24 protein-coding genes are annotated in these 26,611 nt (G+C 68.7%); 12 read left to right on the top strand and 12 right to left on the bottom strand.

What is annotated here, in order from left to right; genetic code table 11:
• Nucleotides 1–29 precede the first annotated feature (29 nt).
• Nucleotides 30–1,724 (bottom strand): acyl-CoA dehydrogenase family protein, encoded by a 1,695-nt coding sequence (locus tag CSEG_RS18325; protein ID WP_013080722.1) that lies wholly within the window; start codon nucleotides 1,722–1,724, stop codon nucleotides 30–32.
• A gap of 122 nt (nucleotides 1,725–1,846) precedes the next feature.
• Here CSEG_RS18325 and CSEG_RS18320 point away from each other — a divergent pair, with 122 nt between their 5' ends.
• Complete coding sequence (locus CSEG_RS18320) at nucleotides 1,847–2,473, top strand: glutathione S-transferase family protein (protein ID WP_013080721.1); 627 nt, start codon at nucleotides 1,847–1,849, stop codon at nucleotides 2,471–2,473.
• Between the two features lie 203 nt (nucleotides 2,474–2,676).
• Nucleotides 2,677–3,231 carry an SH3 domain-containing protein gene (locus tag CSEG_RS18315; protein ID WP_013080720.1) on the top strand — a complete coding sequence of 185 codons (555 nt, stop codon included), beginning with the start codon at nucleotides 2,677–2,679 and terminating at the stop codon, nucleotides 3,229–3,231.
• 110 nt (nucleotides 3,232–3,341) lie between these two features.
• Here the strand turns inward: CSEG_RS18315 and CSEG_RS18310 are convergent, their stop codons facing one another.
• From CSEG_RS18310 to CSEG_RS18300, 3 genes are read right to left on the bottom strand one after another with little or no spacing between them, the layout of a single operon-like run.
• A complete protein-coding gene (locus CSEG_RS18310; protein WP_041538749.1) occupies nucleotides 3,342–3,839 on the bottom strand; it encodes a CPBP family glutamic-type intramembrane protease in 498 nt (165 codons plus the stop codon).
• A gap of 46 nt (nucleotides 3,840–3,885) precedes the next feature.
• Nucleotides 3,886–4,998 (bottom strand): aromatic ring-hydroxylating oxygenase subunit alpha, encoded by a 1,113-nt coding sequence (locus tag CSEG_RS18305; protein WP_013080719.1) that lies wholly within the window; start codon nucleotides 4,996–4,998, stop codon nucleotides 3,886–3,888.
• Between the two features lie 59 nt (nucleotides 4,999–5,057).
• Entirely contained in the window at nucleotides 5,058–6,536 is a 1,479-nt protein-coding gene (locus tag CSEG_RS18300) for a M20 family peptidase (RefSeq protein WP_013080718.1), read from the bottom strand.
• 236 nt (nucleotides 6,537–6,772) lie between these two features.
• Between CSEG_RS18300 and CSEG_RS18295 the strand changes: the two genes are divergently transcribed.
• Nucleotides 6,773–7,084, top strand: coding sequence for a hypothetical protein (locus tag CSEG_RS18295; protein ID WP_013080717.1), 312 nt, complete (start codon nucleotides 6,773–6,775; stop codon nucleotides 7,082–7,084).
• A 32-nt stretch (nucleotides 7,085–7,116) separates the two neighbouring features.
• Here CSEG_RS18295 and CSEG_RS18290 read toward each other — a convergent pair whose 3' ends face one another.
• From CSEG_RS18290 to ccrA, 3 genes are all read right to left on the bottom strand, one after another.
• Nucleotides 7,117–7,335, bottom strand: coding sequence for a hypothetical protein (locus CSEG_RS18290; RefSeq protein WP_013080716.1), 219 nt, complete (start codon nucleotides 7,333–7,335; stop codon nucleotides 7,117–7,119).
• A gap of 146 nt (nucleotides 7,336–7,481) precedes the next feature.
• A complete protein-coding gene (locus CSEG_RS18285) occupies nucleotides 7,482–8,681 on the bottom strand; it encodes a DUF418 domain-containing protein (RefSeq protein ID WP_013080715.1) in 1,200 nt (399 codons plus the stop codon).
• Nucleotides 8,682–8,772: 91 nt separating this feature from the next.
• Nucleotides 8,773–10,047 carry a crotonyl-CoA carboxylase/reductase gene (ccrA, locus tag CSEG_RS18280; RefSeq protein WP_013080714.1) on the bottom strand — a complete coding sequence of 425 codons (1,275 nt, stop codon included), beginning with the start codon at nucleotides 10,045–10,047 and terminating at the stop codon, nucleotides 8,773–8,775.
• Nucleotides 10,048–10,306: 259 nt separating this feature from the next.
• Between ccrA and CSEG_RS18275 the strand changes: the two genes are divergently transcribed.
• A complete protein-coding gene (locus CSEG_RS18275) occupies nucleotides 10,307–11,038 on the top strand; it encodes an enoyl-CoA hydratase/isomerase family protein (protein WP_013080713.1) in 732 nt (243 codons plus the stop codon).
• A 46-nt stretch (nucleotides 11,039–11,084) separates the two neighbouring features.
• Here the strand turns inward: CSEG_RS18275 and CSEG_RS18270 are convergent, their stop codons facing one another.
• Complete coding sequence (locus CSEG_RS18270) at nucleotides 11,085–13,568, bottom strand: glycoside hydrolase family 9 protein (RefSeq protein WP_013080712.1); 2,484 nt, start codon at nucleotides 13,566–13,568, stop codon at nucleotides 11,085–11,087.
• Between the two features lie 405 nt (nucleotides 13,569–13,973).
• Between CSEG_RS18270 and CSEG_RS18265 the strand changes: the two genes are divergently transcribed.
• Nucleotides 13,974–15,962, top strand: coding sequence for a protein meaA (locus CSEG_RS18265; protein ID WP_013080711.1), 1,989 nt, complete (start codon nucleotides 13,974–13,976; stop codon nucleotides 15,960–15,962).
• Here CSEG_RS18265 and CSEG_RS18260 read toward each other — a convergent pair.
• Entirely contained in the window at nucleotides 15,959–17,317 is a 1,359-nt protein-coding gene (locus CSEG_RS18260; protein WP_013080710.1) for an MFS transporter, read from the bottom strand. The genes CSEG_RS18265 and CSEG_RS18260 overlap by 4 nt on opposite strands.
• A 91-nt stretch (nucleotides 17,318–17,408) precedes the next feature.
• Between CSEG_RS18260 and CSEG_RS18255 the strand changes: the two genes are divergently transcribed.
• Nucleotides 17,409–18,122 carry an extensin-like domain-containing protein gene (locus CSEG_RS18255; protein WP_013080709.1) on the top strand — a complete coding sequence of 238 codons (714 nt, stop codon included), beginning with the start codon at nucleotides 17,409–17,411 and terminating at the stop codon, nucleotides 18,120–18,122.
• A gap of 10 nt (nucleotides 18,123–18,132) precedes the next feature.
• Here the strand turns inward: CSEG_RS18255 and CSEG_RS18250 are convergent, their stop codons facing one another.
• Complete coding sequence (locus CSEG_RS18250) at nucleotides 18,133–18,630, bottom strand: SRPBCC family protein (RefSeq protein ID WP_013080708.1); 498 nt, start codon at nucleotides 18,628–18,630, stop codon at nucleotides 18,133–18,135.
• Between the two features lie 268 nt (nucleotides 18,631–18,898).
• Here CSEG_RS18250 and CSEG_RS18245 point away from each other — a divergent pair, with 268 nt between their 5' ends.
• Both CSEG_RS18245 and CSEG_RS18240 read left to right on the top strand, forming a co-directional pair.
• Entirely contained in the window at nucleotides 18,899–19,663 is a 765-nt protein-coding gene (locus CSEG_RS18245; protein WP_013080707.1) for an SDR family oxidoreductase, read from the top strand.
• 79 nt (nucleotides 19,664–19,742) lie between these two features.
• Nucleotides 19,743–22,271 carry a hybrid sensor histidine kinase/response regulator gene (locus tag CSEG_RS18240; RefSeq protein WP_013080706.1) on the top strand — a complete coding sequence of 843 codons (2,529 nt, stop codon included), beginning with the start codon at nucleotides 19,743–19,745 and terminating at the stop codon, nucleotides 22,269–22,271.
• Nucleotides 22,272–22,452: 181 nt separating this feature from the next.
• On the opposite strand, the gene CSEG_RS18235 is transcribed toward CSEG_RS18240, so the two are convergent.
• Entirely contained in the window at nucleotides 22,453–23,352 is a 900-nt protein-coding gene (locus CSEG_RS18235) for a LysR family transcriptional regulator (protein ID WP_013080705.1), read from the bottom strand.
• A 159-nt stretch (nucleotides 23,353–23,511) separates the two neighbouring features.
• On the opposite strand from CSEG_RS18235, the gene CSEG_RS18230 reads away from it, so the two are divergent.
• The 4 genes from CSEG_RS18230 (at nucleotide 23,512) to CSEG_RS18215 (ending at nucleotide 26,069) form a co-directional block, all read left to right on the top strand.
• Nucleotides 23,512–23,943, top strand: a complete 432-nt coding sequence (locus tag CSEG_RS18230; RefSeq protein WP_013080704.1) for a DoxX family protein — start codon at nucleotides 23,512–23,514, stop codon at nucleotides 23,941–23,943.
• 71 nt (nucleotides 23,944–24,014) lie between these two features.
• Nucleotides 24,015–24,860 (top strand): pirin family protein, encoded by an 846-nt coding sequence (locus CSEG_RS18225; protein ID WP_013080703.1) that lies wholly within the window; start codon nucleotides 24,015–24,017, stop codon nucleotides 24,858–24,860.
• 162 nt (nucleotides 24,861–25,022) lie between these two features.
• The gene (locus tag CSEG_RS18220) at nucleotides 25,023–25,658 is read left to right on the top strand and encodes an isochorismatase family protein (RefSeq protein WP_013080702.1); all 636 of its coding nucleotides are present in this window, start codon (nucleotides 25,023–25,025) and stop codon (nucleotides 25,656–25,658) included.
• 81 nt (nucleotides 25,659–25,739) lie between these two features.
• Complete coding sequence (locus tag CSEG_RS18215; protein ID WP_013080701.1) at nucleotides 25,740–26,069, top strand: SMR family transporter; 330 nt, start codon at nucleotides 25,740–25,742, stop codon at nucleotides 26,067–26,069.
• A 266-nt stretch (nucleotides 26,070–26,335) separates the two neighbouring features.
• Here the strand turns inward: CSEG_RS18215 and CSEG_RS18210 are convergent, their stop codons facing one another.
• Nucleotides 26,336–26,608 (bottom strand): hypothetical protein, encoded by a 273-nt coding sequence (locus tag CSEG_RS18210; protein ID WP_013080700.1) that lies wholly within the window; start codon nucleotides 26,606–26,608, stop codon nucleotides 26,336–26,338.
• Between the last annotated feature and the right edge of the window lie 3 nt (nucleotides 26,609–26,611).

Below are 26,611 nucleotides of genomic sequence, written 5' to 3'. Positions count from 1 at the left end.
TGCTCCGGCGGCGGACAAGAGGGGCGCTGCTAGTTCCCGCCGTCCAGCAGCCTCCGCGCGATCACCTGGGCCTGGATCTCGCCAGCGCCTTCGAAAATGTTGAGAATCCGGGCGTCGGCCAGCAGGCGGCTGGCGGCGTATTCCATGGCGAAGCCGTTGCCGCCGTGGATCTGCAGGGCGTTGTCGGCGGCGGCCCAGGCGACGCGGGCGGCGATCAGCTTGGCCATGCCGGCCTCGAGGTCGCAGCGCTTGCCCTCGTCCTTCTGGCGGGCGGCGTAGTAGGTCAGCTGGCGCACGCCCATGATCTCGGCCGCCATCATCGCCAGTTTGTTGGCCACGCGCGGGAACTCGAAGATCGCCTGGCCGAACTGCTGGCGATCGAGCGCATAGCCAAGGCCGGTCTCCAGCGCCGCCTGAGCGACGCCGACGGCGCGGGCCGCGGTCTGGATGCGGGCGCTCTCGAAGGTGGCCATCAGCTGCTTGAAGCCCTGGCCCGGGACACCGCCCAGCAGGTTTTCGGCCGGCACGGTGAAGCCGTCGAAACCCAGCTCGTACTCCTTCATGCCGCGATAGCCGATCACCTGGATCTCGCCCCCGCTCATGCCTTCGGCTGGGAAGGGGGCTTCGTCGGTCCCGCGCGGCTTGGGGGCCAGCAGCATCGACAGGCCGCGATAGTCGGTGGTGCCCGGCTCGGTGCGGACCAGCAGGGTCATGACGTCGGCGCGGGCGGCGTGGGTGATCCAGGTCTTGTTCCCGGTCACCACGTACTGGTCGCCCTTCAGCTCGGCGCGGGTTCGCAGGGAGCCGAGGTCGCTGCCCGTGTTCGGCTCGGTGAAGACGGCGGTCGGCAGGATCTCGGCGCTGGCGATCTTGGGCAGCCAGTATTCCTTCTGGGCGTCGGTGCCGCCGGTCAGGATCAGCTCGCCGGCGATCTCCGAGCGGGTGGCGAGCGACCCGACGCCGATCCAGGCCCGTGAGAGCTCCTCGGACACCACGCACATGGCGGTCTTGCCCATGCCGGAGCCGCCATATTCCTCGGGGATGGTCAGGCCGAAGACGCCCAGTTCGCCCAGTTCCTCCACCAGCTCGATCGGGATCAGTTCGTCCTTCAGGTGCCATTCGTGGGCGAAGGGCGTGACCTTTTCCTCGGCGAAGGCGTGGAACTGGTCGCGGATCATCTCGAAGGTCTCGTCGAGGCCGGTGTTCTCCAGCGTCGGCCGGCCGCGCGCCTCGGCCAGGCGCTGGGCGATCCGGCTTTTGACGGCTTGCGTGCCGCCCTCGACCATCAGCTTCATCAGGCCGTTGGAGTAGAGCCGGTTCAGCACCGCGCGGTCCTCGACCAGATGGGCCGGACGGACGATCTCGCCCTGGTTCATCGGCACGCCGCCGACCAGCTGGGCGCAGTATTCCGAGAACAGCAGCTGGGCCAGCAGGGCCTCGATCTCGCCGAAGCGGCCTTCGTCCTGCAGCCGCTCGGCCCAGCCGGCGACCTGGTTCAGGAGCTCGGCATAGGCGGCGTACCAGCCATAGCCGTGGACGCGGTGCTGGTGGACGTCGGCCAGCTTGCGGTCGACCTTTCCGCCTTCCGGGGCGATGTGAGCCAGGACAGCGGGCTTGGCTTCGGCCACGAACAGTCCCGCCGCGTCGGCGGCCTCGCGCAGCAGGCCGATCAGGCCTGGGAGGACGAGGTTCTCAGCGTTATCGCGCGCGATCGTCGTGGTCATGGCTTGCTCCCCTTGGCCAAACAGGTGTTTTAAGCCAAACAATTGTTTTCTTTTAACGTGGCGCATTTCGCATCTGCGAGCAATGCCGCGCTGCAACATAATCTCGCAAAACGGGGAGTCCGATGCTGAAGGTCCACCACCTCAACGAGTCGCGATCGCAGCGGATCCTCTGGCTGCTGGAGGAATTGGGGCTGTCCTACGAGGTCGTCCAGCACACGCGCGATCCGCAGACGCGCCTGGCGCCGCCGTCGCTGACCGCGATCCATTCCCTGGGCAAGTCGCCGGTGATCGAGGACGCCGGCCGGGTGATCATCGAGTCCGGTGCGATCATCGACTACGTCATCCGCCATCATGGCGGCGGCCGCCTGGCGCCGGACATCAAGAGCGCCGACTACGACCTCTATCAGCAGTGGCTGCACTACGCCGAAGGCTCGGCCATGCTGCCGTTGCTGCTGAACATGTATGTCGGCCGCCTGGGCGAGGCCGGCGCGCCGCTGCACCCGCGCATCCAGTCCGAAATCGCCAACCACCTGACCTTCGTCGACCAGAGCCTGGCGGGCCGGGACTTCTTCGTCGGCGACGGCCTGACCGGCGCGGACATCCAGATGAGCTTCGTGCCCGAGGTGGCCAAGGCCATGGGCAAGCTCGGCGACTATCCCAACCTCGCCGCCTGGATCGAGAAGATGCACGCCCGCCCCGCATGGAAGGCGGCCCTGGAAAAGAGCGGGCCCTACGCGCTGGGGGCTTGAAGACTTAAGCGCCCCCTCCGTCACGATGCTTCCGCCGTCAGGCGACGAGACGGAGGGGGCGCGAACCGCCTCCCCCAACTTTTTTCCAACATGAACGAACTCTGTCAGTCGGGTCGCCGACACCGTTCAGCTTCACCCTGCCATGGTCTGTCTCACGGGGTTGATGACCCCGGGCACATTCCAAGGGACGAAGGAGTTCTCTCATGTTCGGCAAGACGACCAAGACTATCACCCTGACCATCGGCGCCGCCGCGGCGGCCCTGAGCATGGCCGCCGCCCCGCAAGCCAGCGCCGGCGTGACCGGCTGTAAGGCTTCGGGCTCGAAGCAGGAAGTCGGCGCCATCGTGGGCGGCCTGCTGGGCGGCCTGGCCGGCAACCAGATCGCCGGCAAGGGCGATCGCGGCACTGGCACGGCCATCGGCGCCGTGATCGGCGCGGGCGCCGGCTCGGCGGTCGGCTGCAACATGCAGAAGGGCGACGCAGCCAAGCAGGTCGGCGGGATCTACAAGTCGGGCGGCTACCGCTACGCCCAGAACGTCGAGGCCGAGCCGCTGGTCAAGGTGGGCCACAAGTACGTCGCCCGCTCGACCCTGAACCTGCGCTCTGCCGCCACGACCCGCGCGCCGCGTCTGGGCGCCGTGAGCTCGGGCCAGACCTTCCAGGCCCTGGGCCGCACCGGCGACGGCAAGTGGATCCTGGTCGGCCAGGACGGCGTCGGCGTCGGCTACGTCTCCAGCGCCTACGTCTACCGCGCCTAAGCCTCGTCGTTGCGAGGGTGAGTTTTCGGGGCGCGACCATCCGTCCCTCAAGGCGCGTTCCGAAGAGAGAGCCCGTCCGGCCCCCATGCCGGGCGGGCTTTTTCGTGGAGTCAGCCGAGGGCGCTGACGCCGCCCAGCCAGGTCTGCCAGACCACCACCAAGACCCAGTGCAGGGCCACGGCGGGCCAGATCGAGCCGGTACGAAGCTTCATGATCGCGCAGCCCAGGCCCAGGACCGCGCAGCAGGCCAGGAAGTCCGGCCGCAGGAAAACCGCCGCGGCGCCCGGCAGGAATGTCAGGGCCTCCACGACATGCCAGAGCACATAGAGACCCGTGGACAAACCCGCCTCCAGCCAGGGGCGGCGGCTCTCGCCCGGGCCGGGCGTCAGCAGGCCGCGAAACGGCAGCTCCTCGCCCAGGGCCGGGATGAGCAGCACGGTCAGCATTCGCAGCGCCAGGCCGGGCTGAGCGGGCGTCAGATAGTAGAGGCCGGTGGAGAAGCCGATGGCGAGCATCGCCGCCAGGGCGACGACCGAGACGGCGAGGCAGAAGCCCCAGCCGCGCGGGGAGGGCAGGGTGCGCAGGCTGTTGAGCAGGCGATGACGGATGGGGGCGCTCCGCGACGTGTCGCTCACGACCATAGAGGGATTGGCCTCAGGTCCGCCAGCGCAGCGTCTGTTCCTTGACCGGGTTGCGGAAGGGGCGGCCTTCCCAGCGGCTGGCGGCCCATTCGCGCTTGCACTGATGGTACCAGCGGGCCTGCTGGTCGGCGTCCCCCACCCACATCAGCGGCGGATTGCATCGCAGGCCCGGCGTCTGGCAGTCGACGATCTTGCCGTCCTGCCGCAGGAAGGCGCGGGCCGCGATCCGGATGATCGGATAGAGCGCCAGGAAGGCCCAGTGATCCGACCAGATGATCTGGTTCATCCGGGTCTTGTGGGCGTTGATCGGGGTCATGGCCGAGAGGGCCAGCACCTGCTTGTCGCCAACGCTCACGTGCTCCCAGCGCAGGCCCGGCAGGCGGAAGGTGATCTCGGTCAGCGGCTCGCCGCCCAGGATGGCGTAGGCCTTGGAGTTCTTCGACGGCGCGTGCCGGACCATGGTGAAGCCGGCCTCGGACGGGCGGAAGGTCTTGGCCTTCTCGTGCTGGCTGGCCGTGGTGCGCCACCACCACTGCTGGTGGACGTAGGGGCCGTGGGCCGGGTCGATCAGGCCCAGCACCGCGTGGTCGATATGGACGTCGTAGTCCAGGTGGTCGACCAGCTTGGGCTTGCCGCCCACGACGCCGGGGATGGTCGGCGGGGGCTCGGGCGGCGGGGCCGCGCGACGCGGGTCGGAGGCCATCCAGATCCAGACCAGGCCCTGGCTTTCGACCACCGGATAGCGGCGCACCCGCACCTTGGAGATGTCGAAGCCGCTGTCGGCGGTCAGGGACGGGATCGCCTTGCAGGCCCCGTCCGCGCCGAAGCGCCAGCCGTGATAGGGGCACTCGATGCTGTCGGTCCCGTCGGCCTCGCGATGGACGCGCCCGGCCGAGAGAGCGGCGGCGCGATGCGGGCAGAGGTCGCCCAGCGCATAGGCCTCGCCCTGGCGCGTGCGGCCCAGCAGGACAGGTTCGCCCAGGAACTCGTGCTTGGCGGTCTTGCCAGGCTTCAGGTCGGGGGACAGGCAGGCCACGTACCAGGCGTCGCGCACGAAGCCCTCGCCGAAACGATCGGCGGGAAGCTTGGCGGTTCGGGTCAGGAGCTGGGCGTCGTCGGCGGGCATCGGCGTGTTCCGGAGCTCTTGTGGCGGAGCAATGCGACAATCGTGCTGCGGCGTGTCGCTCAGCGGGACGCGGCGGTCTCGACCAGGCGCTGATAGAACCGGACCATCCGCTCGACATTGGCGAGGCTGAGGTGCTCGTTCGTGCCGTGGATGATCTTGGTTTCGTCCACCTTCAGCACCAGCGGCTGGAAGCGGTAGACGTCGCTGGCCACGCCGCCCATGTAGCGACTGTCGGTGCCGGCGGTGACCAGGCCCGGGACCACGGGGGCCTCGCTCTCGTCGCCGGCCAGGCCCGCCAGAACCTTCCAGGCCTCGGAGCTGGTCGAGGAGACGGCCGAGGGCTCGTCCGGCGTCTTGCTCCAGGACAGCTCGACCGGCAGACCGCCGACCGCTGATTTGGCGCGCGCCATCACCGTGGCCGAGGTGTCGCCGGGCGCGATGCGGTAGTTGATCCAGGCCGTGGCGTCCTGGGGCAGGACGTTTTCCTTGGGCGAGCCCTTCAGCATGGTCGGCGCGATCGTGGTGTGCAGCATGGCCGCCCCGGCCGGCGTCTTGGCGGTGACCGCCACCAGCACCGGCGCGAACAGCCAGGTGTTGGCCGCGAAGACCTTGACCACGGGCGAGGCGTGCGGGGCGATGGCCTTCAGCATGTCGGCGCCGGGCCCCTGGAACTTCATCGGGAAGCCGTGATCGTGGATGGCCTCGACCGCGCGCGCCAGGGTCACGACTCCGCCGCCGTCCTTGGGCGGCGCCGAGGAATGGCCGCCGGTCGCGGGCGCGACGACCTTCATGGTCGCATAGCCCTTCTCGGCCGTGCCGATGATGGCGGCGGGCTTGCCGGTGACCGGATGGTCGGCGACCACGGCCATGCCCTCGTCCAGCACGAACTGGGCCTTCACCCCGCGTGACTTCAGCAGGGCCGCCGCCGCCCGCGCGCCGACGCCGCGCACCTCCTCGTCGTGGCCGCTGACGATGATCACCGTCCGCAGGGGCCTGAAGCCGCCGACGGCCACCGCCTCCAGCGCCTCGAACAGGGTGACCAGGGAGCCCTTGTCGTCGATCGCGCCGCGGCCCCAGACCGCGTCCTCAGCGATCACGCCGTCGAAGGGGGCGTGCTTCCACTGGCCCTCGCTGCCCGGCGTCACCGGCACCACGTCCTGGTGGGCCATCAGCACGATCGGCGGCAGGGCGGGGTTCGAGCCGGTCCAAGTGTAGACCAGGGTGTGGTCGGCGACGACCTCGCGGGTCATGACCTTGTGCGCCTCGGGATAGGTCGTCTGCAGCCAGGCGTGCAGCTTGTCCCACTCGGCCGGCTGGTCCTCGGCCTGGTCCTGATGGCTGATGGTCTGGAAGCGGACGGCTTGGGCGAGATGGTCGGCGGCCTTGGCCACGTCGACCGGGCGGGCGGCCGCCAGCCGGACCGAGGCCGGATCGGCCTGGGCCGGGGCCTCGAACGTCGCGGTGCGGACGGCGACCACGGCGGCCACCCCCAACACCAGGCCCGCGGCCGTCAAAGCGACCTTGCCACCCCAGCTCATGTTTACGCTCCCCCGCGATCTTCCCCCGAAGATCGGCCCCCAAAAGGTTTGGAGCGACTGTGCGGCCCGGCGGGACCTCTGGCAATTGGGAGAACGCGAAAATTTATCCACAGGGTCGCGGAGGCGAGCGCCTCAACGCCCGTACTTTTCGGGATAAAGCGCTTCGTAATCAATGGATTAAAGGAAAACGCACGTTTCCGACGCACGGGGGTCCGGAGCGGCCTCAAACTCGGGACATGACCCAAGTCCAAGCCCAAGCCTGGTGCGACCGCCTGCAAGCGAAGCTGATGGCCGCCCTCGACGCCGCCTGGGAGACGATCGCGTCCAGCGACGATCCCGCCCTGATCAAACGCGCCCGCGAGCGCGCCAAGGCTTGCGGCGAGTTCGCCGCCCAGGCCCGCAAGATCGCGGCCATGAGCCCCGCGCCAAGGCCCGCGCGGCCCGCCTCGGCCTTGCCGATCCCGTTCGGCGCGTCGGAAGGCGACGTCGAGGCTCGCCCCGCCCGCGCCATCGACCGCCTCAAGGGCGGCTCACGCGGGCGATTATAGGCCTCGACGCCGCCTTGTCTGGCTCCCAGCGCCTAGAACACGAACTGGGCGACTCCGGGAGGCGCGGTGCGCGCCACGGCGATGACGTCTTCGACCTTCCAGGCGGTCGCGTTGCGCACGCGCAGCACGGCGCCTTGGTTCATCTGGCCGATGAACGGCAACAGAACGGCCGCGGAATACTTCTTGGCGTCGATTTCGAACCCGCCGCCCGACTGGACGATGGAAACCAGGCTGTCGATGGAGATAGGCATGTTCTTGCCTCCGTCTCGCGCAACCGAGGTCGCCCCCTATGAGCCCGCGGGGCGAGACGCTCGGATCATGCCAGTCGGAGTTGAGTATTTGGTAAAGCGCTTCCCATCGGTCCTCGCGGCCGGCCGGCGAGGGCGTCGTCGAACGATCAGGCGACCTTGCGCCGCAACGGCGTCGGGCCGCGATAGGCCAGGCGCCAGACCCATTCCAGCGGGCCCATGGAAAAGCGCTTCAGCCACCAACGCGAGGCCAGGATCTGGAAGGCCCAGGTGGCGACGACGATGGCGGCCAAGGCCGGGCGGTCCAGCTTCCCGTAGAGCACGGGGCCCCGGCCGCCGAAGGCCAGGGTCGTCATGACCAGCGACTCGAAGATGTAGTTGGTGAAGGCCATCTGGCCGACCGGCGCCAGAAGGGCGGGGATCGTCCGCCAGACCTTGGCGTTCGCCGCCAGGACCAGCAGGCCCAGATAGCCGAGGCTGACGACGGGCGCGGTGACGCTCTGCATCCAGTGGGCCAGGCCGCCCAGGCCGCCGGGGTGCGAGGGAACGACCAGGAACAGCGTCATGACCGCCGCCACCAGCGCCTGGGCTGAAAGCCCCACGGCCACCAGCGCCTTGTAGACGGTTGGCGCGGACTGGCCCTTCAGCAGGCCTGACTTGAACAGACCCATGCCCATCAGGATCAGACCCAGCACGATCAGCGGCCAGGTTGGGACGCGTTGCCACGAACTGCTGACGAACTCCCAATAGTTATGGCCGGTGCGGGCCAGCGAGCTGGTGAAATCGCCGGTGAAGGCGAGGGTTTCGGCCTGGGCCTCCCGCGTGACGCGGGCGACGACCTGGGGCGGCAAGGGCGTGGCGAACTGCGCGGCGCGGCTGAGTTGCCGCCAGAACTGCCAGCCGTTGATCCCCAGGTGGATGAGGATCCCCGCCGTCAGCAGGCGGCGCGCGCTCCAGCCCCGCACCAAAAGGGCGATCAGGCCCACCGAGGCGTAGGTCCACAGCACGTCACCCTGCCAGATGACGAAGCCGTGGAAGAGGCCGATCGCCAGCAACGCCAGCAGGCGCTTGACGATCATCACCGTGCGATCGCGGTCGCCGCCCTCGCCGCCGACCAGCAGGATCGAGGCGCCGAACAGCAGGCCAAACAGCGTGTAGAACTTCTGCTGGAAGAACACCTGTGTGACCCACCAGACCGTCAGGCTGGCCGGGGATTGGCCGTGCGGCCAGAACGGTATGCTCTCGGCGACGATCTCGGGCGCGAAGACCAGCGGGATGTTGCACAGGAAGATGCCCAGGATCGCCAGGCCCCGCAGCGCGTCCAACAGGACGATCCGATCCTTCGCCATAGTGTCCCCCATGCCCTCGCCGGCATGCTGGAGGCGTCGCGCGGCGATGGCAATGGGGGTTTTAGATTTGTAATCTAGCGCGCTCGGTCTTCTACAGCCCGCCGCTCAGCTCCTGCACCTCCTCGAAGGTCCGGAGACCCGGGCGTTGGGCGCTGACGAGCACGGCCATGTTGCCGGGCAGGTGCTTGTTGGCCAGCATCTTCTCGTGGGCGGCCGGGATGTCGTTCCAGGGGAAGACTTCCGACAGGCACGGGTCGACGCGGCGGTCGATGACCAGCTGGTTGGCGGCGCTGGCCTGCATCAGGTTGGCGAAGTGGGACCCTTGCACGCGCTTCTGGCGCATCCACAGGAAGCGGGCGTCCATGGTCAGGTTGAAGCCGCTGGTGCCGGCGCAGATCACGACCATGCCGCCGCGCTTGACCAGAAAGACCGAGACCGGGAACGTCTGCTCGCCCGGGTGCTCGAACACCATGTCGACGTCGCGATTGCCGGTGAGCTGCCAGATGGCCTTACCGAACTTGCGGCTTTCCTTCATGTAGTCGTTGAACTCGGGGCCGTTGACCTTGGGCAGCTGGCCCCAGCAGTTGAAGTCGCCCCGGTTCAGCACCGCCTTGGCGCCCATCGACAGCACGAACTCGCGCTTGTCCTCGGAGGAGACCACGCCGATGGCGTTGGCGCCGGCGACGGCGGCCAGCTGGGTGGCGAAGACGCCCAGACCGCCGGACGCGCCCCACACCAGCACGTTCTGGCCGGGCTTCAGCTCGTGCGGCTTGTGGCCGAACAGCATGCGGTAGGCGGTGGCGAGGGTGAGGGTGTAGCAGGCGGCCTCTTCCCAGGTCAGGTGCTTGGGACGCGGCAGCAATTGTCGGGACTGGACGCGGCAGAACTGGGCGAAGCTGCCATCCGGCGTCTCGTAGCCCCAGATCCGCTGGCTGGGCGAGAACATCGGGTCGCCGCCGTTGCACTCCTCGTCGTCGCCGTCGTCCTGATTGCAGTGGATGACGACCTCGTCGCCCAGCTTCCAGCGCTTCACCTTGGCGCCGACCTTCCAGACGATGCCCGAGGCGTCGGACCCGGCGATGTGGTAGGGCTGCTTGTGGCCGTCCAGCGGGCTGATCGGCTCGCCGAGCGCGGCCCAGACGCCGTTGTAGTTGACGCCCGCGGCCATCACGAGGACCAGCACCTCGTCCTCGCCGATCTCCCAGGTGGGAACCACCTCGACCTGCATGGCCGTGGACGGCGGGCCGTGGCGCTCCTTGCGGATGCTCCAGGCGTACATGGTTTTCGGCACGTGGAAGGCCGGCGGGATCTCACCGATCTCGTACAGGTCCTTCAGCTCGGTCTTCGCCAGCGTCTGCGTCGTCATCTCACTCCCCGTTCCTTCTGCGCTGCAACAACGCGTGAAGGCCAAACTCGGCTGCGCGCCCGGGCGGTAAAGGCGTGAAAAACACCTCCCCTCCGGGTCGTTTTTGGCTCCCTGGCGCAATTTTCCGCCCGGAAGACCCCTACGCTGAGACAGATGTTTGAAACTGGCAAGCGGAATCTTGTGCGCCGCAGCATCGGTCTCGCGGGCGCCGTGGCGGAAAGGTTGCGGCGGCCGCCCGGGCGCGTCACGGTGCGCGGCGATGATCCATCTGTCCCATCCCGACCCTTCGATCGCGCTCGTCGAGCTCGACGTCGCCCCCGCCAATGTCCTGGCCCTGTCCGAGCGCGCGCGGCTGCTCGACGCCTTCGCCGCGATCGAGGCCGATCCGGTGGTGCGGGCGGTGGTGCTGACGGGCCGCAACGGCGCCTTCTGCACCGGCGATGATCTCGCCGAGTCCCTGACCCGCGACGTCGCGGCCCAGACGGCGGCGATCCTGAACTTCCTTGAGATGTGCGACCGGATCGCGGCCTGCCCGCAGCCGGTGATCGCGGCGATCGACGGCTGGTGCATCGGCGGCGGGCTGGAGCTGGCGCTGGCCGCCGACATCCGCCTGGCCAGCGACCGCGCCAGCCTCGCGTGCTCTGCGGTCCGGATGGGCCTGACGGCCTCGGCCGAGCGGCTGGTCAAGCTGATCGGCGAGAGTCGCGCCAAGGTCCACCTGCTGACCGGCGCCCCGTTCGACGCGGCGCGGGCGCTGGCGGACGGGCTGGTGGCGGAGGTCCACCCGGCGGCGGATCTGCGGGACGCGGCCTTGGGCATGGCGCGGACGATCGCCTCGCGGGGACCGCTGGCCGTCGCGGCGACCAAGCGGGTGGCGTCGGGCGTGTCGAAGACCGTCGCCGAAATCCCGGCGCTGGCCGCCAGCGCCGATCACGCCGAGGCCCGCGCGGCCTTCATCGGCAAGCGCGCGGCGGTGTTCGAGGGGCGTTGACGGGGGCGGTCGCCACGGCGGTGCCCGTGGCGACCTGGTCTTCCCGCTAGCGCTTGTCCTCGGTGGCCGCGATCGCGGCCTTGGCGGCCAGGATATAGGCCGTGGCGCTGCCCACCGTGTATTCGCTCTCGAACCACAGGAACGGCCAGTCGGTGATCATCTCCGGGAAGTCCGGCTTGATGACCAGCACGCCGGGCGCCATGCCGCCGGGGATGAAGCCGTAGTCGGCGCGGTTATGGCCGTAGCCGTTCAGCTTCGAGCGCGTGCCGACGGTCGAGACCAGCGACAGGTTGTTCGCCGGATGGCGGCCCAGCATGTAGTCCAGCGCGTGCAGCGTGTGTTCCGGCCCGATCAGGTCCGGGAACGCCTTGTGCATCAGGTACATGTTGGCGCCGAAGCCGGCGACTTCGCCCGAGCCCGCCCACGACCCCATGCTGATCGGCACGCCGAACGGATTGCCCGCCAGCTCCTTGTCGATCTTCGGCTTGACGCCGGCCACCAGGGTCCGGATCCGCGCCTTGTAGGCCGCGTCCATGTAGGGGATCGCGCGCACGGCGGGGCCGCTGACACGGTCGAAGTTGGCTTCGATCGCGGGGGGCAGGGCGCTCAGTCGCTTCGTATAGACCGGATCGCCGTTGGTGGTGATGACCAGCTCGACCGTCGCGGCGACCTTGGCCAGGTCGAGGAACCGCGCCATGGGCCCGCTGTCGTCGCGCCCGTCGCTGCTGTTGCCGGTCTGGCCCTCGCGCGCCGACCACAGGGCCTTGGCGGCCGCGAGCGCCTCGGCCGACATCGCCGGATCGGAGTCCTTCAAGGCGCGGCTGGCGGCCGCTAGGCTGCCGGCCACCATCAGGTCGTTGGCCGGGTAGGCGGTGGTGAACGCCCAACGGTCGTCGGTCGCGCCCGAGCGGTCGCCCTTGACCTCGTTTGGCCCGAGCGCCGGATCGTGGATCTTGCCGTCGGTCTGCGAGCCGGCGTCGCCCAGGTGGACGTACTGGCGCAGCTTCGGATCGACGATGCCGACGATCGAGTGGCCGAAGACCTTGTACTGGGCCAGCAGCTGCAGGACGCCGTGGCGGACCTGCTGCAGGGCGTCGGGAACGCCGTCCGGCTTGCGGATCTCGACCTCGCGGGCCTTCTCGTCGACGCTGGTCTCGTCCCAGTCCAGCCCGAACAGCTCGCGCGCCCAAACGAGGTCGCGCACGACCTGGGCGTTCTGCGGCGTCTGGATGTCGTAGTCGCCGGCGTCCTGGAAGCCGCCGACCGCCAGGCCCGGGATGTGCTCGCCCGGCTTGAACGGAGAGTCGAGATTGGGACCCATGCGATAGCCGTCGAAGTGGACGATGTTGGGCGGGGCCTGCACCGCGTCGTCCAGATGCGAGGCGCGCTGCCACACCCGGTACTGCTCGCGCACCGTCATGTGGTCCATCTGTACGGGCAGATAGGTGTCGAGCGAGGGCTGCCAGATCCGCGCATAGGCGTCGGCCGCGATCGGGAAGGGGTTGGTCGTCTGGCCCGCGTAAGAGATCGCGTAGATCCCGGGCTCGCGCACGCTGGAGAAGTCGAAGGCGGCGTAGTTGTGGCGCAGCCACTTGCCGCGCGACTGGACGGCCGCCTTGAACACCGGCTTCTCGCCCTTGTCGGTCAGCTTGACCAGGGTCGCCTCGGCCGGCGCCTTGAACGCCGGGTCCAGCTCGATCAGCGCGACCTTGCTCCGTCCTGGCGTGTAGCCCGCCTGGTTGAACGACACGACCGGGGCGCGGGTCCAGCCGGGGATCATGTTGGGCCGCACGTGCCAGACGACGGCGTCGTCCTTGGCGCCAGCGGCGATCATCGAGCGCACCACGAACCAGCCGTTCTGGGCGCGGTTTCGGGCGTCATAGATCGCCAGCGGCGCGTTGGCGGTGATGGTGACGCGGGTGGTCGGGTCTTCCGGCGACAGGGTCACGCTGTTCGCGCCCGCCGCCATCGGCAGCGGATCGCCGGAGCCATCCGTCGCCATCGGGCCGTTCGGATTGCGCGGGAACAGGCCGGGCTTGTCGCCCATCAGATAGGTCTTGCCGAAATAGGCGGTCGGCAGGAAGTCGAGGTTGAAGCCGGCCTTGCCGACCAGCTCCGGCGGCAGGGGCGCGTCCAGATCCACCGCGACGCGGAAGCCGCCGTCCTCGGGGGTCACCTTCACGCGGTAGTTCAGCTTCTCCTTGGGATAGCTGGAGCGCACCACGATCTGGCCGCCGTCGCCCAGGGTCCGCTCGCCGAACATCGGCACCGGGTCCCATTGCTCGGGCGTCGGGTTGAGCCGGACCTCGCCGTCGGTGGCGATCCGCTCGCCATGCAGGACGATCTGGATGCCGGCGTTCTTCTCGTCGAAGAAGATCGGGCTGAAGTGGTTCTGCTCGACGATCACGCTGAGGCCGGGGGCTTCCAGCGTCTGGTCCGGGCTGACGCGCGGCGTCTGGGCCTGGGCGGCGGTGATCGCCAGCATCGAGCACGCGGCCATGTACAGCGCCGCGGCGGTGGTCCTTCGCATCTCATTCCTCCCTGTTACCGGTAACAATTTTTATCGTTCGCCCAGCGGTGGGGTCTGGTCACCGGTCTGGGTGTGTCGTCTTGGCCGGCCGCCGCCTTTGCGGGGTGACAGGCGTTTAGCGCTTTTGGCGAACCGCGCGCCGGCGCGGTGAGGCCGGGCTTCGATCGCTATCTTGTACGAGTATTACAAATGGCCGTGCCGAGTTATCGGCCGCCCGCCATAGGACTTATCCCCGGAACAGCGTTCGGGCAATCCGCATTTGTCGGCCTAGTTGAGGCGGGAAAGCGCGCTTCCGGCGGCGCGCCGACGGTCTCCCGCACCCGCGAAATGGATATTGCATCGCAGCAAATCCCGGATCATGATCGCCGATAATCAAAGGCCGCCAGAGCCGCCCCGGGAGTGATCATGACCTCGACGCCGCACCAGCATGCGCCCGATCCGCCGTGGATCTTCCGCACCTATGCCGGACACTCGACGGCCGAGAAGTCGAACGCGCTCTATCGGGCCAACCTCGCCAAGGGCCAGACGGGCCTGTCGGTGGCCTTCGACCTGCCCACCCAGACCGGCTACGACCCCGACCACATCCTGGCGCGCGGCGAGGTCGGCAAGGTCGGGGTGCCGATCAGCCATTTGGGCGATATGCGCGCCCTCTTCAGCGAGATCCCGCTGGAGAAGATGAACACCTCCATGACCATCAACGCGCCGGCCGCCTGGCTGCTGGCGATGTACGTCGCCCTGGCCGACGAGCAGGGCGCGGATCGCAAGAAGCTTCAGGGCACGACGCAGAACGATCTGATCAAGGAGTATCTGTCGCGCGGCACCTACATCTTCCCGCCGGGCCCCTCCCTGCGGCTGATCGGCGACATGATCGCCTGGTGCTATCGCGAGGTTCCCAAGTGGAACCCGATGAACGTTTGCAGCTACCACCTGCAGGAGGCGGGCGCGACGCCGGAGCAGGAGCTGGCCTTCGCCCTGGCCACCGCCATCTCGGTGCTCGACACCGTCAAGGCCGGCGGCCAGGTCCCCGACGAGGACTTCGAGATCGTCGCCTCGCGGATCAGCTTCTTCGTCAACGCGGGCGTCCGGTTCGTCACCGAGCTGTGCAAGATGCGCTCGTTCACCAAGCTCTGGGACCAGATCCTGCTGGAGCGCTACGGCGTCCAGGACCCCAAGGCCCGCCGCTTCCGCTACGGGGTGCAGGTCAACAGCCTGGGCCTGACCGAGCAGCAGCCCGAGAACAACGTCTACCGCATTCTCATCGAGGCCCTGGCCGTTACGCTCAGCAAGGACGCCCGCTGCCGGGCCCTGCAGCTGCCGGCCTGGAACGAGGCCCTGGGCCTGCCGCGTCCGTGGGACCAGCAGTGGTCGCTGCGGCTGCAACAGGTGCTGGCCTACGAGACGGACCTGCTGGAATACGAAGACCTGTTCGACGGTTCGCACGTGGTCGAGGCCAAGGTCGCCGAGCTGTCGAAGGGCGCGCTCTCGCAGCTGGCCTTGATCGACGAGCTGGGCGGCGCCCAGAACGCCATCGACTACATGAAGGGCGAGCTCGTTTCCTCCAACGCCAAGCGGGTGAGGGCCGTCGAGACCGGCGACCTGACCGTGGTCGGCGTCAACCGCTGGACGGACACCGAGGTCTCTCCGCTTTCCGCCGGCGAAGGCGCGATCGAGACGGTCGATCCCCGGCTGGAGGCTGAGGTCGTCAACCGCCTAAAGGCCTGGCGCGAGGCCCGCGATCCGGCCGCCGTCGACGCCGCTCTAAGCGCCCTGAAGGCCGCCGCGGCCTCTGGCGCGAACATCATGGAACCCTCGATTTCCGCCGCCAAGGCCGGGGTCACCACCGGCGAATGGGCGGGGGCCCTGCGCGCGGTGTTCGGCGAATATCGCGGCCCGACCGGCGTGGCGGTGGTCGTCTCCACCGGCGAGGCCGAGGACGTCGAGGCGGTGAAGAAGGAGGTCGAGCGGGTCTCCCAGGTGCTGGGCCGCACGCTGACCTACCTGGTCGGCAAGCCCGGCCTGGACGGCCACTCCAACGGCGCCGAGCAGATCGCCACGCGCGCCCGCGCCTGCGGCATGGAGGTGGTCTATGACGGCATCCGCTCGACGCCGGAGGAGATCGTCCGCCGCGCCAAGGAGACCCGCGCCCATGTGATCGGCCTGTCGATCCTGTCGGGCTCGCACCTGGATCTCGTGCAGGAAGTCATCCGCGTGATGCGCGCCGAGGGCCTGGGTGACATCCCCGTCGTCGCGGGCGGCATCATCCCCGAGGCCGACGCCCTGATCCTGAAGCAGATGGGCGTGTCGCGGATCTACACGCCCAAGGACTTCAAGATCACCCAGATCATGGGCGACGTCGTGAAGCTGGTGGAGGCGACGGCGCTGGCGGAAGCCTAGCGCCCGCCCAGCCGCCACGCCGCCAGCACGCCGACGACGGCCAGCGGCAGGAAGGCGGCGAACAGCAGGGGGCCTCGGTCGGCGGCCAGGGTCGGGTCGATCCCGTGGCTGAAGCCCAGGATGTTGGCCATCGCCCCCGCGCCGGCCGCGCCCGTGGCGCCGCCGATCAGCTGCGAGGTCGGGACCGCGCCGGAGGCCACGGCCTGCTCGTCGGCCGGCGCGCCGCCGATGGTCCGGCGGGCGATGAAGGCGTGGCACAGGCCAAATCCCGCGCCCAGCAGGGCGAAGGCCAGGGCGGTCTCGACCAGCGTGCCGCGCGGCGTCAACCAGGCGCTGGCCAGGGCGCCCAGCAGGATCACGACGACGCCGACCCGGACGAAGCGGCCGTCCCGCTCGGCCGGGATCTTGCCGACCAGCAGGGCGCACAGCGTCCAGCCAGCGGCGATCGCCCCGACGACATAGCCGGCCAGCAGCGGCGAGGCGTCATGCTGGGCCTGGATGAAGGCGGGGCCATAGACGGTGAAGCCGATCACCGCCGCCTCGGTCGAGAAGATGGTCAGCAGGCCCAGGCCCGTGGCGGTCGAAAGGTCGGCGGCGCTTTTGGGCAGCAGGCGATCGTGGGTCTTGGCGTTGACGGCCAGCATGGCGGCCATGCCGATGGCGCCGCCGATCGCCAGCCCCACCGCCAGCCGGGGCGAGGCGACGACGCCCGCCGCGCCGATCAGGCTGACGGCCAGCACCAGCAGGGCCAGCTGCGGGACCGGGACGCGGCCGCGAGCGGCGTCGCCCTTGTCGGCCGGCAGCATGACCATGACGGCGGCGATGAAGATGATCGCCTGGACCACGAACATCCAGAACGCGCCGCGCCAGAAGCCGGCGGCGGCGAACAGGCCGCCCAGGGTCGGGCCCAGCAGGGTCGCCGCGCCCCAGACGCCCGCCACCGCGCCATAGACGCGCGGCCACAGGCTCTCGGGGAAGAGGGCGGTGATGGCCACGTAGCACAGCGCCACGACGGCCCCCGCGCCCAGGCCCTGGACGAGACGGCCCAGGATGAAGGTGACGAACTCCGGCGCCAGGGCGCTCATCGCGCAGCCGACCGCGTAGACGAGGCCGCTGAACGCCGTCGCTCGCCGCAAGCCCATGGCCAGCGACAGCTTGCCCGAGCACGCGCCGGCCACGATCGAACCGGTCAGGTAGGCCGCCACCGACCAGCCGAAATAGGCGTAGCCGCCGATATCGCGCGCGACGCTGGGCATGATCGTCGCCGTCACCAGGGTGTCGGCGGCGTTCAGCCAGATGCCTAGGCACAGCAGGGCGAAGCGGGGCGCGAGGGCCTTGTCGATCGTCAAACGCATGCCGGTAGGGCCATCTCCGCCGAAGAGCGAAAGCCTGTACGCCGCCAGCGTCCGCAAGTGAACCCATGCGGCGGCCCTTCGTTGGAGCAGGGTGAAGCCGGTCTCACCCGAAATCCTGGCGCTGGCCGGTCTGTGGACGCTCCTGCTGGACGCGATCCTCGCCGGACTGCTGCTGCTGATCCTGATCGACCGGATCGCCCCGCCGCAGGACCTGCCGTGGAAGCCGTTCTCGCTGAACCAGCCGATCGGCCTGGCGACAGCGGGCAAGCTGTCGCGGATCGCCTCGAACCCCGCCGCCTGCCGCGCGGCGCTCCGCGACGGCGGACTAACCGTCGTCGATCAGCCGGTGAAGGACGACGGCTTCTGCTCGACCCGCGACACGGTGAGGGCGTCGGGCAAGCTGTCGCCCGCCGCCCCGGTCATGACCTGTCCGATGGCCCTGCGCTACGCCCTGTGGGAGCGGCAGGTGGTGGCGCCCGCCGCCCGGGAGCGGCTGGGCCAGGCGGTGGTCCGGGTCGACCACCTGGGGACCTACGCCTGCCGGACGATCTACGGCCGGCCCGGCGAGCGGCCCAGCGAGCACGCCCGCGCCAACGCCCTCGACATCGCCGGCTTCCGCCTGGCCGATGGGGGGCGGATCACCGTGGCCCGCGACTTCCGCCGCGAGACCGACGAAGGCCGCTTCGTCCGCGCGGTCCGCGACGGAGCCTGCCGGGTGTTCGGCGTGGTGCTGAGCCCGGACTACAACGCCGCCCACGCCGATCACCTGCACCTGAACCCGGCCCGCTATAGCCTTTGCCGGTGAGGCGGACGCCTCACAGCGTCTTGGCCAGGGCCGTCAGTTGGTCCGCCGCGACGCCCCAGCCCTCGTGGAAGCCCATCTTCTCATGGGTGTCGCGGTCCTCGGCCGTCCAGTGGCGGGCCACGGCGCGGTAGCGGGTCTTGCCGCCGCCCAGGTCCTCGAAGGTGACGATGCCGACCATGAACGGCTTGGCCGACGGCTTCCAGGTCTCGGTGAAGGCGTCGGTGAAGACCAGCTTCTCGTTCGGGACCACCTCGAGAAAGACGCCCGGCTGCGGCATGCGCTCGCCATTCGGGCCGTTCATCACGAGGTAGCTGTTTCCGGCCGTGCGGACGTCCTGGCGAACGTCCGAGACGTACCAAGGCTTGGGACAGAACCACTGGGCCATCAGCTCGGGCGACGTCCAGCACTTGTAGAGCGTCTCGCGCGGAACATCGATGATCCGTTCCAGGACGAGGTCGAGGTCTTGTTCCTCGTTCTTTGGGGCGTCGGGGGCGGTGTCGAGGGGCATCGAGCGTCTCCAGGTTTGGGTCGATCTTGCCTCAAGGACGCGGCGATGGCGCGGGGTCCGACAAGGGAGGGCGAAAAATCCTCCCCCCAGCGGGGGAGGTGGTCCGAAGGACCGGAGGGGGACGTCCTGCTGATCTTGCCTCTTCCCCCTCCGTCGTCGCTTTCGCGCCGACACCTCCCCCATGGGGGGAGGATTTCAGCGCGCTTGACCCTCGCCGCGCCCCGCCGCACTGTGCTCACAATTCAAACAAACGTTTAGGGAGCGCGCCATGAGCCTCTTCGACCTTTCCGGCAAGGTGGCGATCATCACCGGGTCCTCGCGCGGGATCGGCAAGGCGATCGCCGAGCGGATGGCCGAGCAGGGGGCCAAGGTGGTGATCTCCTCGCGCAAGGCCGGCCCCTGCGAGGAGGTCGCCGCGGCGCTCAACGCCCGGCACGGCGCGGGGACGGCTATCGCGGTCCCGGCCAACATCGCTTCGAAGGAGGAGCTGCAAAACCTGGTCGACGAGACCCGCAAGGCGTTCGGCAAGGTCGACATCTGCGTCTGCAACGCCGCCAGCAACCCCTACTACGGGCCGATGGAGGGGATCAGCGACGACCAGTTCCGCAAGATCCTCGACAACAACATCATCAGCAATCACTGGCTGATCGGCATGGTCGCGCCGGAGATGCGGGCGCGGAAGGACGGCGCCATCATCATCGTGTCATCGATCGGCGGCCTGCGCGGCAACGCGATCATCGGGGCCTACAACATCTCCAAGGCCGCCGACTTCCAGCTGGCCCGCAACCTGGCCCACGAGTTCGGGCCCGACAATGTGCGGGTCAACTGCATTGCGCCGGGCCTGATCCGCACCGACTTCGCCCGCGCCCTGTGGGAGAACCCCGAGACGCTGGAGCGCTCGACCCGCACCGTGCCGCTACGCCGGATCGGCGAGCCGGACGAACTGGCGGGGGCGGCGGTGTACCTGGCCTCGAAGGCGGGAAGCTTCATGACCGGCCAGGCGCTGGTCGTCGACGGCGGGGCGACCATCTGACGCTTGGCTGCGGCGACAAGCTTAACGGCTCCTACATGAGTTCCCGCGAAGTGTGACCGCAGATTCTGGGGAATCGGGTTTGCGGCGTTTCTTGATTTCGCTCGTCCTGCTGGGGACCTTGGTGGTCGGCGCCGCCCAGGCCCAACCAGGCGCGCCTCTGGATCAGCGGCTCGAACAGTTGAGCCGCAGGATCGGCGTCGACACGGTCCGCCCGTCCTCCGACAATCAGGACGTCGAGCGCGCCGGCGAGGCGGCTTTGTCCGAGCAGGGACGCCAGCGGCTCTATGACGCCTGGCGGGTCCTGTACGCCTACAAGAGCAACCAGGTCCGCCGCCGGTTCGAGCCCTGGGCCGAGCGCGCGCGGGCGGCGGCGCGGCGCGACGACGACGCGCCGCTGCTGGCGCTCGTCGACCTGCAGACCACCGCCTTGCGGCACGAGACCCAAGGCTTCCGCGCCTTCACGGACGCCGACTGGGCCCGGTTCATGGACCGTTCGGGTCCCGACATCCGCCTGATGGCCGGTATCGAACGGGTCCGGCACCTGGGGCAGGTGGGGCGCTGGCGCGAGGCGGCCCGTCTGGCGACCGAGCTGACCAACGAGGCCGGGCGCGAGGGCGAGATCGCCCAGCCGGTCCTGGCCGAGCTGCATCAGGTGCACAGCTACACCCTGTCCGACATGGGCGACAAAGAGGGCGCGCTCGACCACATGGCCCGGGCGGCCGAGCTGGACGAGCGCGACGTCTTCTTCATCCGCAAGGTCGAGCGGCTCTACGACATCGCCTACACCGCCGCCGACCTCGGCGCGCTGGATCAGGCGCGCCGGTTCGCGGCGCTGCATCACCGGTGGGTGGCCAATTCGGGCAACGCCGATCTGGCGACCTGGGATCGCTATCTCTGCGCCAAGATCGCCAACCTGGCCGATCAGCCTCGGCAGGTGCTGGACTGTTTGGCCGACGCCAAGGCGCTGGTCGACCGGCCCGAGCGACGCCTGCAGGTGGTGATGCTGGGCCTGCGCGCGACCGCCCAGGCCCAGTTGGGCCAGGCGTCGGCGGCGCGCGCCGACCTTCAGCGGATGCAGGCGATCCCCGACGCCCTGGGGCCGCGCGACCTCTCCGCCGAGACCCTGATCAACGCCTATATCGACCAGGCCGAGGGCCGCTCGGCCGAGGCGTTCCGCGAGCTCGACGCCTGGCGCAAGACCGAGGCCCTGCGGGTCTCCCGCCAGAACGCCCGCAATGTCGCCGAGATGTCGGCGGCCCTGGACGGCGAGCTGCGCGCCAAGCGCGACGAGAGCCGCCGCCTGGCCGAGCAGGTGCGGCTGTCGCGCAGCCTGGTCCGCGCCTCGGCCATCATCGCCCTGCTGCTGGCGGTGCTGGTGGCCGGCGGGGTCGGCTGGGCCCTGCACCAGCGCCGCGGCTCGCAACGGCTGAAGGGCGCCCAGGAGCGCGCCGAGGCCGCCAACCAGGCCAAGTCCGCCTTCCTGGCCGTGATGAGCCACGAGCTGCGCACGCCGCTGAACGGCATGCTGGGCCTGGCCCAGGCCCTGCGCACCGAAGACCTGACGCCGCAGCAGCGCGAGCAGATCGACCTGATCCTCGACAGCGGCGACACCCTGCTGGTGCTGCTGAACGACATCCTCGATCTCTCAAAGATCGAGGCCGGCAAGCTGGAGATCGCGCCGACGACCGGCGACCTGGTGGGCAGCTGCGCGCGCCTGGTCGGCGGCTATCAGCCCACCGCCCGCGAGAAGGGCGTGGTCCTGTCGTTCCGGCTGGAGAGCGAGGCGCCCGGCCCCCTGATGTTCGACGGCGTGCGGGTGCGCCAGTGCCTGACCAACCTGGTCTCCAACGCCCTGAAGTTCACCACCGAGGGCAAGGTCGAGGTGGGCCTGGCCTGCTATCCCGAGGACGACGGCCGGGTGCGCGTGCGCCTGCGCGTCTCCGATACCGGCATCGGCATGAGCCAGGAGACGATCGCCAAGCTCTTCAGTCCCTTCACCCAGGCCGACGCCTCGACGACCCGCAACTTCGGCGGCACGGGGCTCGGCCTCAACATCACCCGCCGGCTGGTCAAGATGATGCACGGCGAGATCAAGGTGGAGAGCGAAGAGGGGCGCGGCTCGGTCTTCACGATCGAGATGCTGGTCGACCCGGCCGAGCCCGTCGAGGCGCCGACCGGGGCGGAAGACTCCGCCGAGGCGCCGGAAGGCTTCGCCGCCCTGCATGGCCGCCGCGTGCTGGTGGTCGACGACCATCCCGTCAATCGTCGCGTCATTCGCCTGTTCCTCGAGCCGTTCGACTGCGAGCTGGTCGAGGCCGAGAACGGCCAGGTCGCTTTGGACGTCCTGGCCCAGCGTCCGATCGATCTGGTGCTGATGGACGTCAACATGCCGGTCCTGGACGGGCTGGAGGCCACGCGCCGCCTGCGCCTGGATCCGCGCTTCTACCGGCTGCCGGTGATCGCCCTGACCGCCGACGTGATGTCGGCCCAGATCAAGACCTGCCTCGACGCCGGCTGCGACGCCCACGTCGCCAAGCCGATCGACCTGCGCAACCTCCTCTCGGTCATGGACCGCTGCCTGAGCCGCGCGCGCGAGACGGCGGGGTAGGGGGCGGCAGGGCCCGGCGCGCACGGGCGATCCCAAATGCGCCGCGAAGGTCGGATTTCTGGATGGACGCTGAAGGCCGTTAGCGACCCATAGCGGACGTTGCGTCTGATTGCGACGAAACTACAGCTAGGCGCGACCGTCTCTGCGTTTCGCGCTTGAGGGTGAGAGCGACCGGGAGACTTCAGCCCTTCTGGTCGGCAAAATGCTGGATCAGCCACGCCGCCGCAGGGCCAGGCGGCGTGTCGGTACGATACATTGCCTGGAAGGCGTAGAGGCCGCCCGTGGCCTCGGGCAGTTCCAGGCGAACCAAACGGCCGGCGGCGAGATCGTCGCGAACATAGGGTTCAGGCATGTTGCCCCAACCCACGCCGGCCAGCAGCAAGGCGTGCTTGGCGCCAAGATCGGCCATGCGCCATCCCTCTGCCGCAAACACGCCGATGTCCGGTCCCTCCGAAAACGGCGTGCGCACCGTGAGGATCAGCTGGCGGTGGCGGCGCGCCGCGCTGGCGGGCACGGGGCCGGCCAGCGCCAAGGGGTGGCGGGGCGCGGCGACCGGGATCAGGTCCACGTCGCCGACATGGATGAGTTCCAGATCGGTCTCGGTCGCGTGGATTCCGCCCCCGATCCCGACCATGGCCTCGCCGGCCCGAACAAGCTGAGCGACGGCGCTCAAGGCCTCGACATGCAACCGGAGCTTAACCGTCGGAAAGGTGGCTTCGAACGCCTGCGCGGCATCGACGAGTCGGGCGCTCGGCAACATCACGTCGACGACCAGCGTGACCTCGGCCTCGATGCCGCCGAGCAACGAGCGGACACTGGCCCGCAGATCATCCACGCCCACGGCGACCACGCTGGCCTTTTCGAGGACCGTGGCGCCGGCCTTGGTCAACACTGGCGTGCGCGCGCCTTCTCGGTCGAACAGTCCAATCCCGAGCTGATGTTCAAGGGTGGCGATCGCGTAGCTGATCGCGGACACGGCGCGGTTCAGTCGCTTGGCCGCGGCCGTGAAGCTGCCGGTCTCGACGACCGTCAGGAACACCTTGAGCTGGTCGATGGTCGGAAAGCCGGGCTCGGATATCATTCAAATCTCCTGAACGATCTGGCCAGTATTTTACGAGTTTTTTGACGGATAGAAATAGCTACCTTGAGCTCGTGGCCAACACCGCAGCGAGCGGACACCACCTTCTGAAGCTCGGTCGCGGGAGCCAATGATCCGACGACCAATCGAAGGATCAAACCTATGTCCAAGCCCTATGACGCCGTCGCCCTGGCCGGTCGCATCCTGATCGGCGGGCTCTTCCTGATGAGCGGCCTTTCCAAACTGGCCGCCCCGGGCGCCACCCAAGGCTACATCGCCTCGGTCGGCCTGCCGGCCCCTGTCGTCGCCTTCGCGGTGGCTGCGGCTGTCGAAACCCTTGGCGGCGCCCTGCTGATCGCCGGTGTTCGCACCCGTCTCGTAGCCATCGGCCTGGCGGGCTTCACCCTGGCGACCGCCGTGATCTTCCACAACAACTTCGCCGACCAGAACCAGATGATCCACTTCATGAAGAACATCGCCATCGTCGGCGGCCTGCTGCAGGTCGTGGCGTTCGGTGGCGGCAAGTTCGCCGTGGACGCCCTGCTGGCCCGCCGATCCGGCGCTCAGGCCGGCTCCAGACTCCAGTCGGCCTAGCGAGCCCTTTGCGTCGGGCCTTCCCCCGGCCCGACGCACAGCCTTCCTCCCTCCGTTCCATCGAGGTCGTCATGTCCGCAGCCATCCACGTCGCCAGCCCCCCTCCGCGCCAAATCATCCACCGCACCCGCGGCCGAACCCATGGGGCCGTCACGCGGTTGATGAGCCCCGGAGACCTGGGCGAGATCCTGAAGCCCTTCGTCTTCCTGGACCTGCTCGACAGCAAAGCCGATCGTTTCCCCAACTTTGGCCTGCATCCCCACTCGGGCCTGGCCACGCTCACCTACATCGCCGAAGGCAGCATCAGCTACGAGGACACCAATGGCGCCACCGGCATCCTGCGCGCCGGCGGCGTGGAATGGATGCGCGCCGGCAAGGGGGTCTGGCATTCCGGCGGCGCCGGCGACCCCGGTCGGACACGCGGCTTTCAGCTCTGGGTGGCGCTGCCGCCGCACCTGGAACTGGGCGCCTCCGAAAGCCTCTACCAGGGCGCGGCCGATATCCCTCAGGTGGGTCCCGCCCGGGTGCTTCTGGGCCGCTATGGCGGCGGCGCCAGCGCCATCGAAGCCCCGTCCCCGATCAACTATCTGGCGGTCCGCCTCAAGGCCGGCGAGACCTGGCGGTACGCGCCGCCGCAAGACCACTCGGTCCTGTGGATTGCGCTGGGCAAGGGAGCTGTCGAGGCCTCACACGAGACGCTCGATCACGGCGAAATCGTCGTCTTTGAGCCCGGCGCCGATCCCGTCGAGTTCAAGGCCCTCACCGACACCGAGTTCATGCTTGGCTCGGCGGTGCGCCACCCGCACGATCTCGTGCTCGGCTACTACTCCGTCCACACCTCCGCCGAAGCCCTCCAGGCCGGCGAGGCTCGGATCGATGAGATCCGCGACACCCTCGTGGCCAAGGGCCGCCTCTGAACTCTCGCCTGGGGGCGCGAGCCCCCGGGCGATGAGGGCGAGCTCGTCTTTCCCTGACGCGCGCCGCCTGAACGCATCTGAAAGCCAACAGGCGCGGTCGAGACTGCACCTCCCCGCTGCGGAGCCGCAGCTTTTCCAGCCCCCTAAGACAAAGGAAACACCATGACCTCGAACAAGTGGATGATCGACGCCGACGACGCCGTCCTGCTGCTGATCGATCACCAGAGCGGACTGTTCCAGCTGGTTCGCGATATGGATTTTACGACCCTGCGCAACAACGTGGTTACGCTGGCGAAGGTGGCGCGGATCGCCAAGATCCCGACCATCACGACGGCGTCCGTTCCCGACGGTCCGAACGGTCCGATCATTCCCGAGATCCATCAGAGCAATCCCGACGCGGTGCACGTTCCGCGCAACGGGCCGATCAACGCGTGGGATCACCGTCCCTTTGTTGAAGCCGTCGAGAGCACCAAGCGCAAGACCCTGCTCATCGCCGGCACGCTGACCAGCATTTGCATGGCTTTGCCCGCCCTCAGCGCCCTTGCCGAAGGGTACAAGGTGTTCTGCATCGTGGACGCCTCGGGTAACCTGTCCCAGATGGCGACCGACCTCACGATCGCCCGGGTCACGCAGGCCGGCGCGATGCCGATCGACACCTTCGCGCTGATGTCCGAGGTCATGAAGACCTGGGATCGTCCGGAAGCGATGGACTTCGCCCAGGTCATGGTCGACCACGTGGTCCCCGCCTATGGGGCGTTGATGGATTTCCATGGCGCAGCGCAGAAGAGCGCGAAATAGCTCCTAGCGGACATCCAGGGCGTTCGCTGCGCGGCCACCGCCGTCAGATTTTCACCTTAAAGCCTGTGGTAGGGACGCCCCATGAAATACCTCCTACTAGCGGTCGCCATCGTTTCCGAAGTCGTCGCAACCACGGCGATGAAGCAATCAGCCGGCTTTACAAAGCCGCTTTGGAGCGTGGTGACCGTGATAGGTTACGGCGTTGCCTTCTTCTTCCTATCGCAAACGCTGAAGGTCATTCCGACGGGCATCGCGTACGCTATCTGGTCAGGCGTCGGCATCGTCCTGATCTCGCTAGCTGCATGGGCGTTGCAGGGGCAAAAGTTGGACGCACCTGCGTTGATCGGCATGGCTCTCATAGTGATAGGCGTCGTGGTGATGAACGTGTTTTCCAAGGCCTCCGCCCACTAGGCGAATGTCAACTTTCCCACCCTTGTGGGGCGTTCCGAAAGTTCGCTTAGGCGGGTAGCATAGCGAGATGGAAGGCCGCTCGCTTCCACTCCCTGCGCTGGAGGCTCCAATGTCCGACTTCACACCCGCTAGCTGGATCGCGGTCCTCGTGGCGATCAGTGGGGCGCTCATCGTCGTCTTTATGAATCGCGGACGTCGATAGCCTTTCCCTGACGCGTATTCATCTCCCAATCCGCCCTTGGCGATGACCGCCCGCCGCCGTCCGCTCAGTCGCCATCCTCGCCGTCGGAGCGGCCCCTGCGCTCGCAGCTGGCCCACCAGCCGTCGGCGGCGTTCGTGATCTCGGTCACTTCGAACTGGGCGTCGCGATCATCGTCGAGGGCCAGGGTGAGCAGGTCCCCCGGAGCGGGAGGCGGGGCGCCTTCGGGACCACGGATCAGGATCGCGCCGCCACGTCCCGCCGGACTGGGGCGGAAGCTGTAGCTGAAAGGCCCCAGGCCCGGGGGCGGACTCTGTCCTCCATGGAGCCGCCTGGGCATGGC

Source organism: Caulobacter segnis ATCC 21756 (assembly GCF_000092285.1).
Taxonomy (GTDB): Bacteria; Pseudomonadota; Alphaproteobacteria; order Caulobacterales; family Caulobacteraceae; genus Caulobacter; species Caulobacter segnis.
The sequence above is the reverse complement of the archived record's forward strand: the minus strand, read 5'-3'. Positions and strand labels throughout refer to the sequence as shown.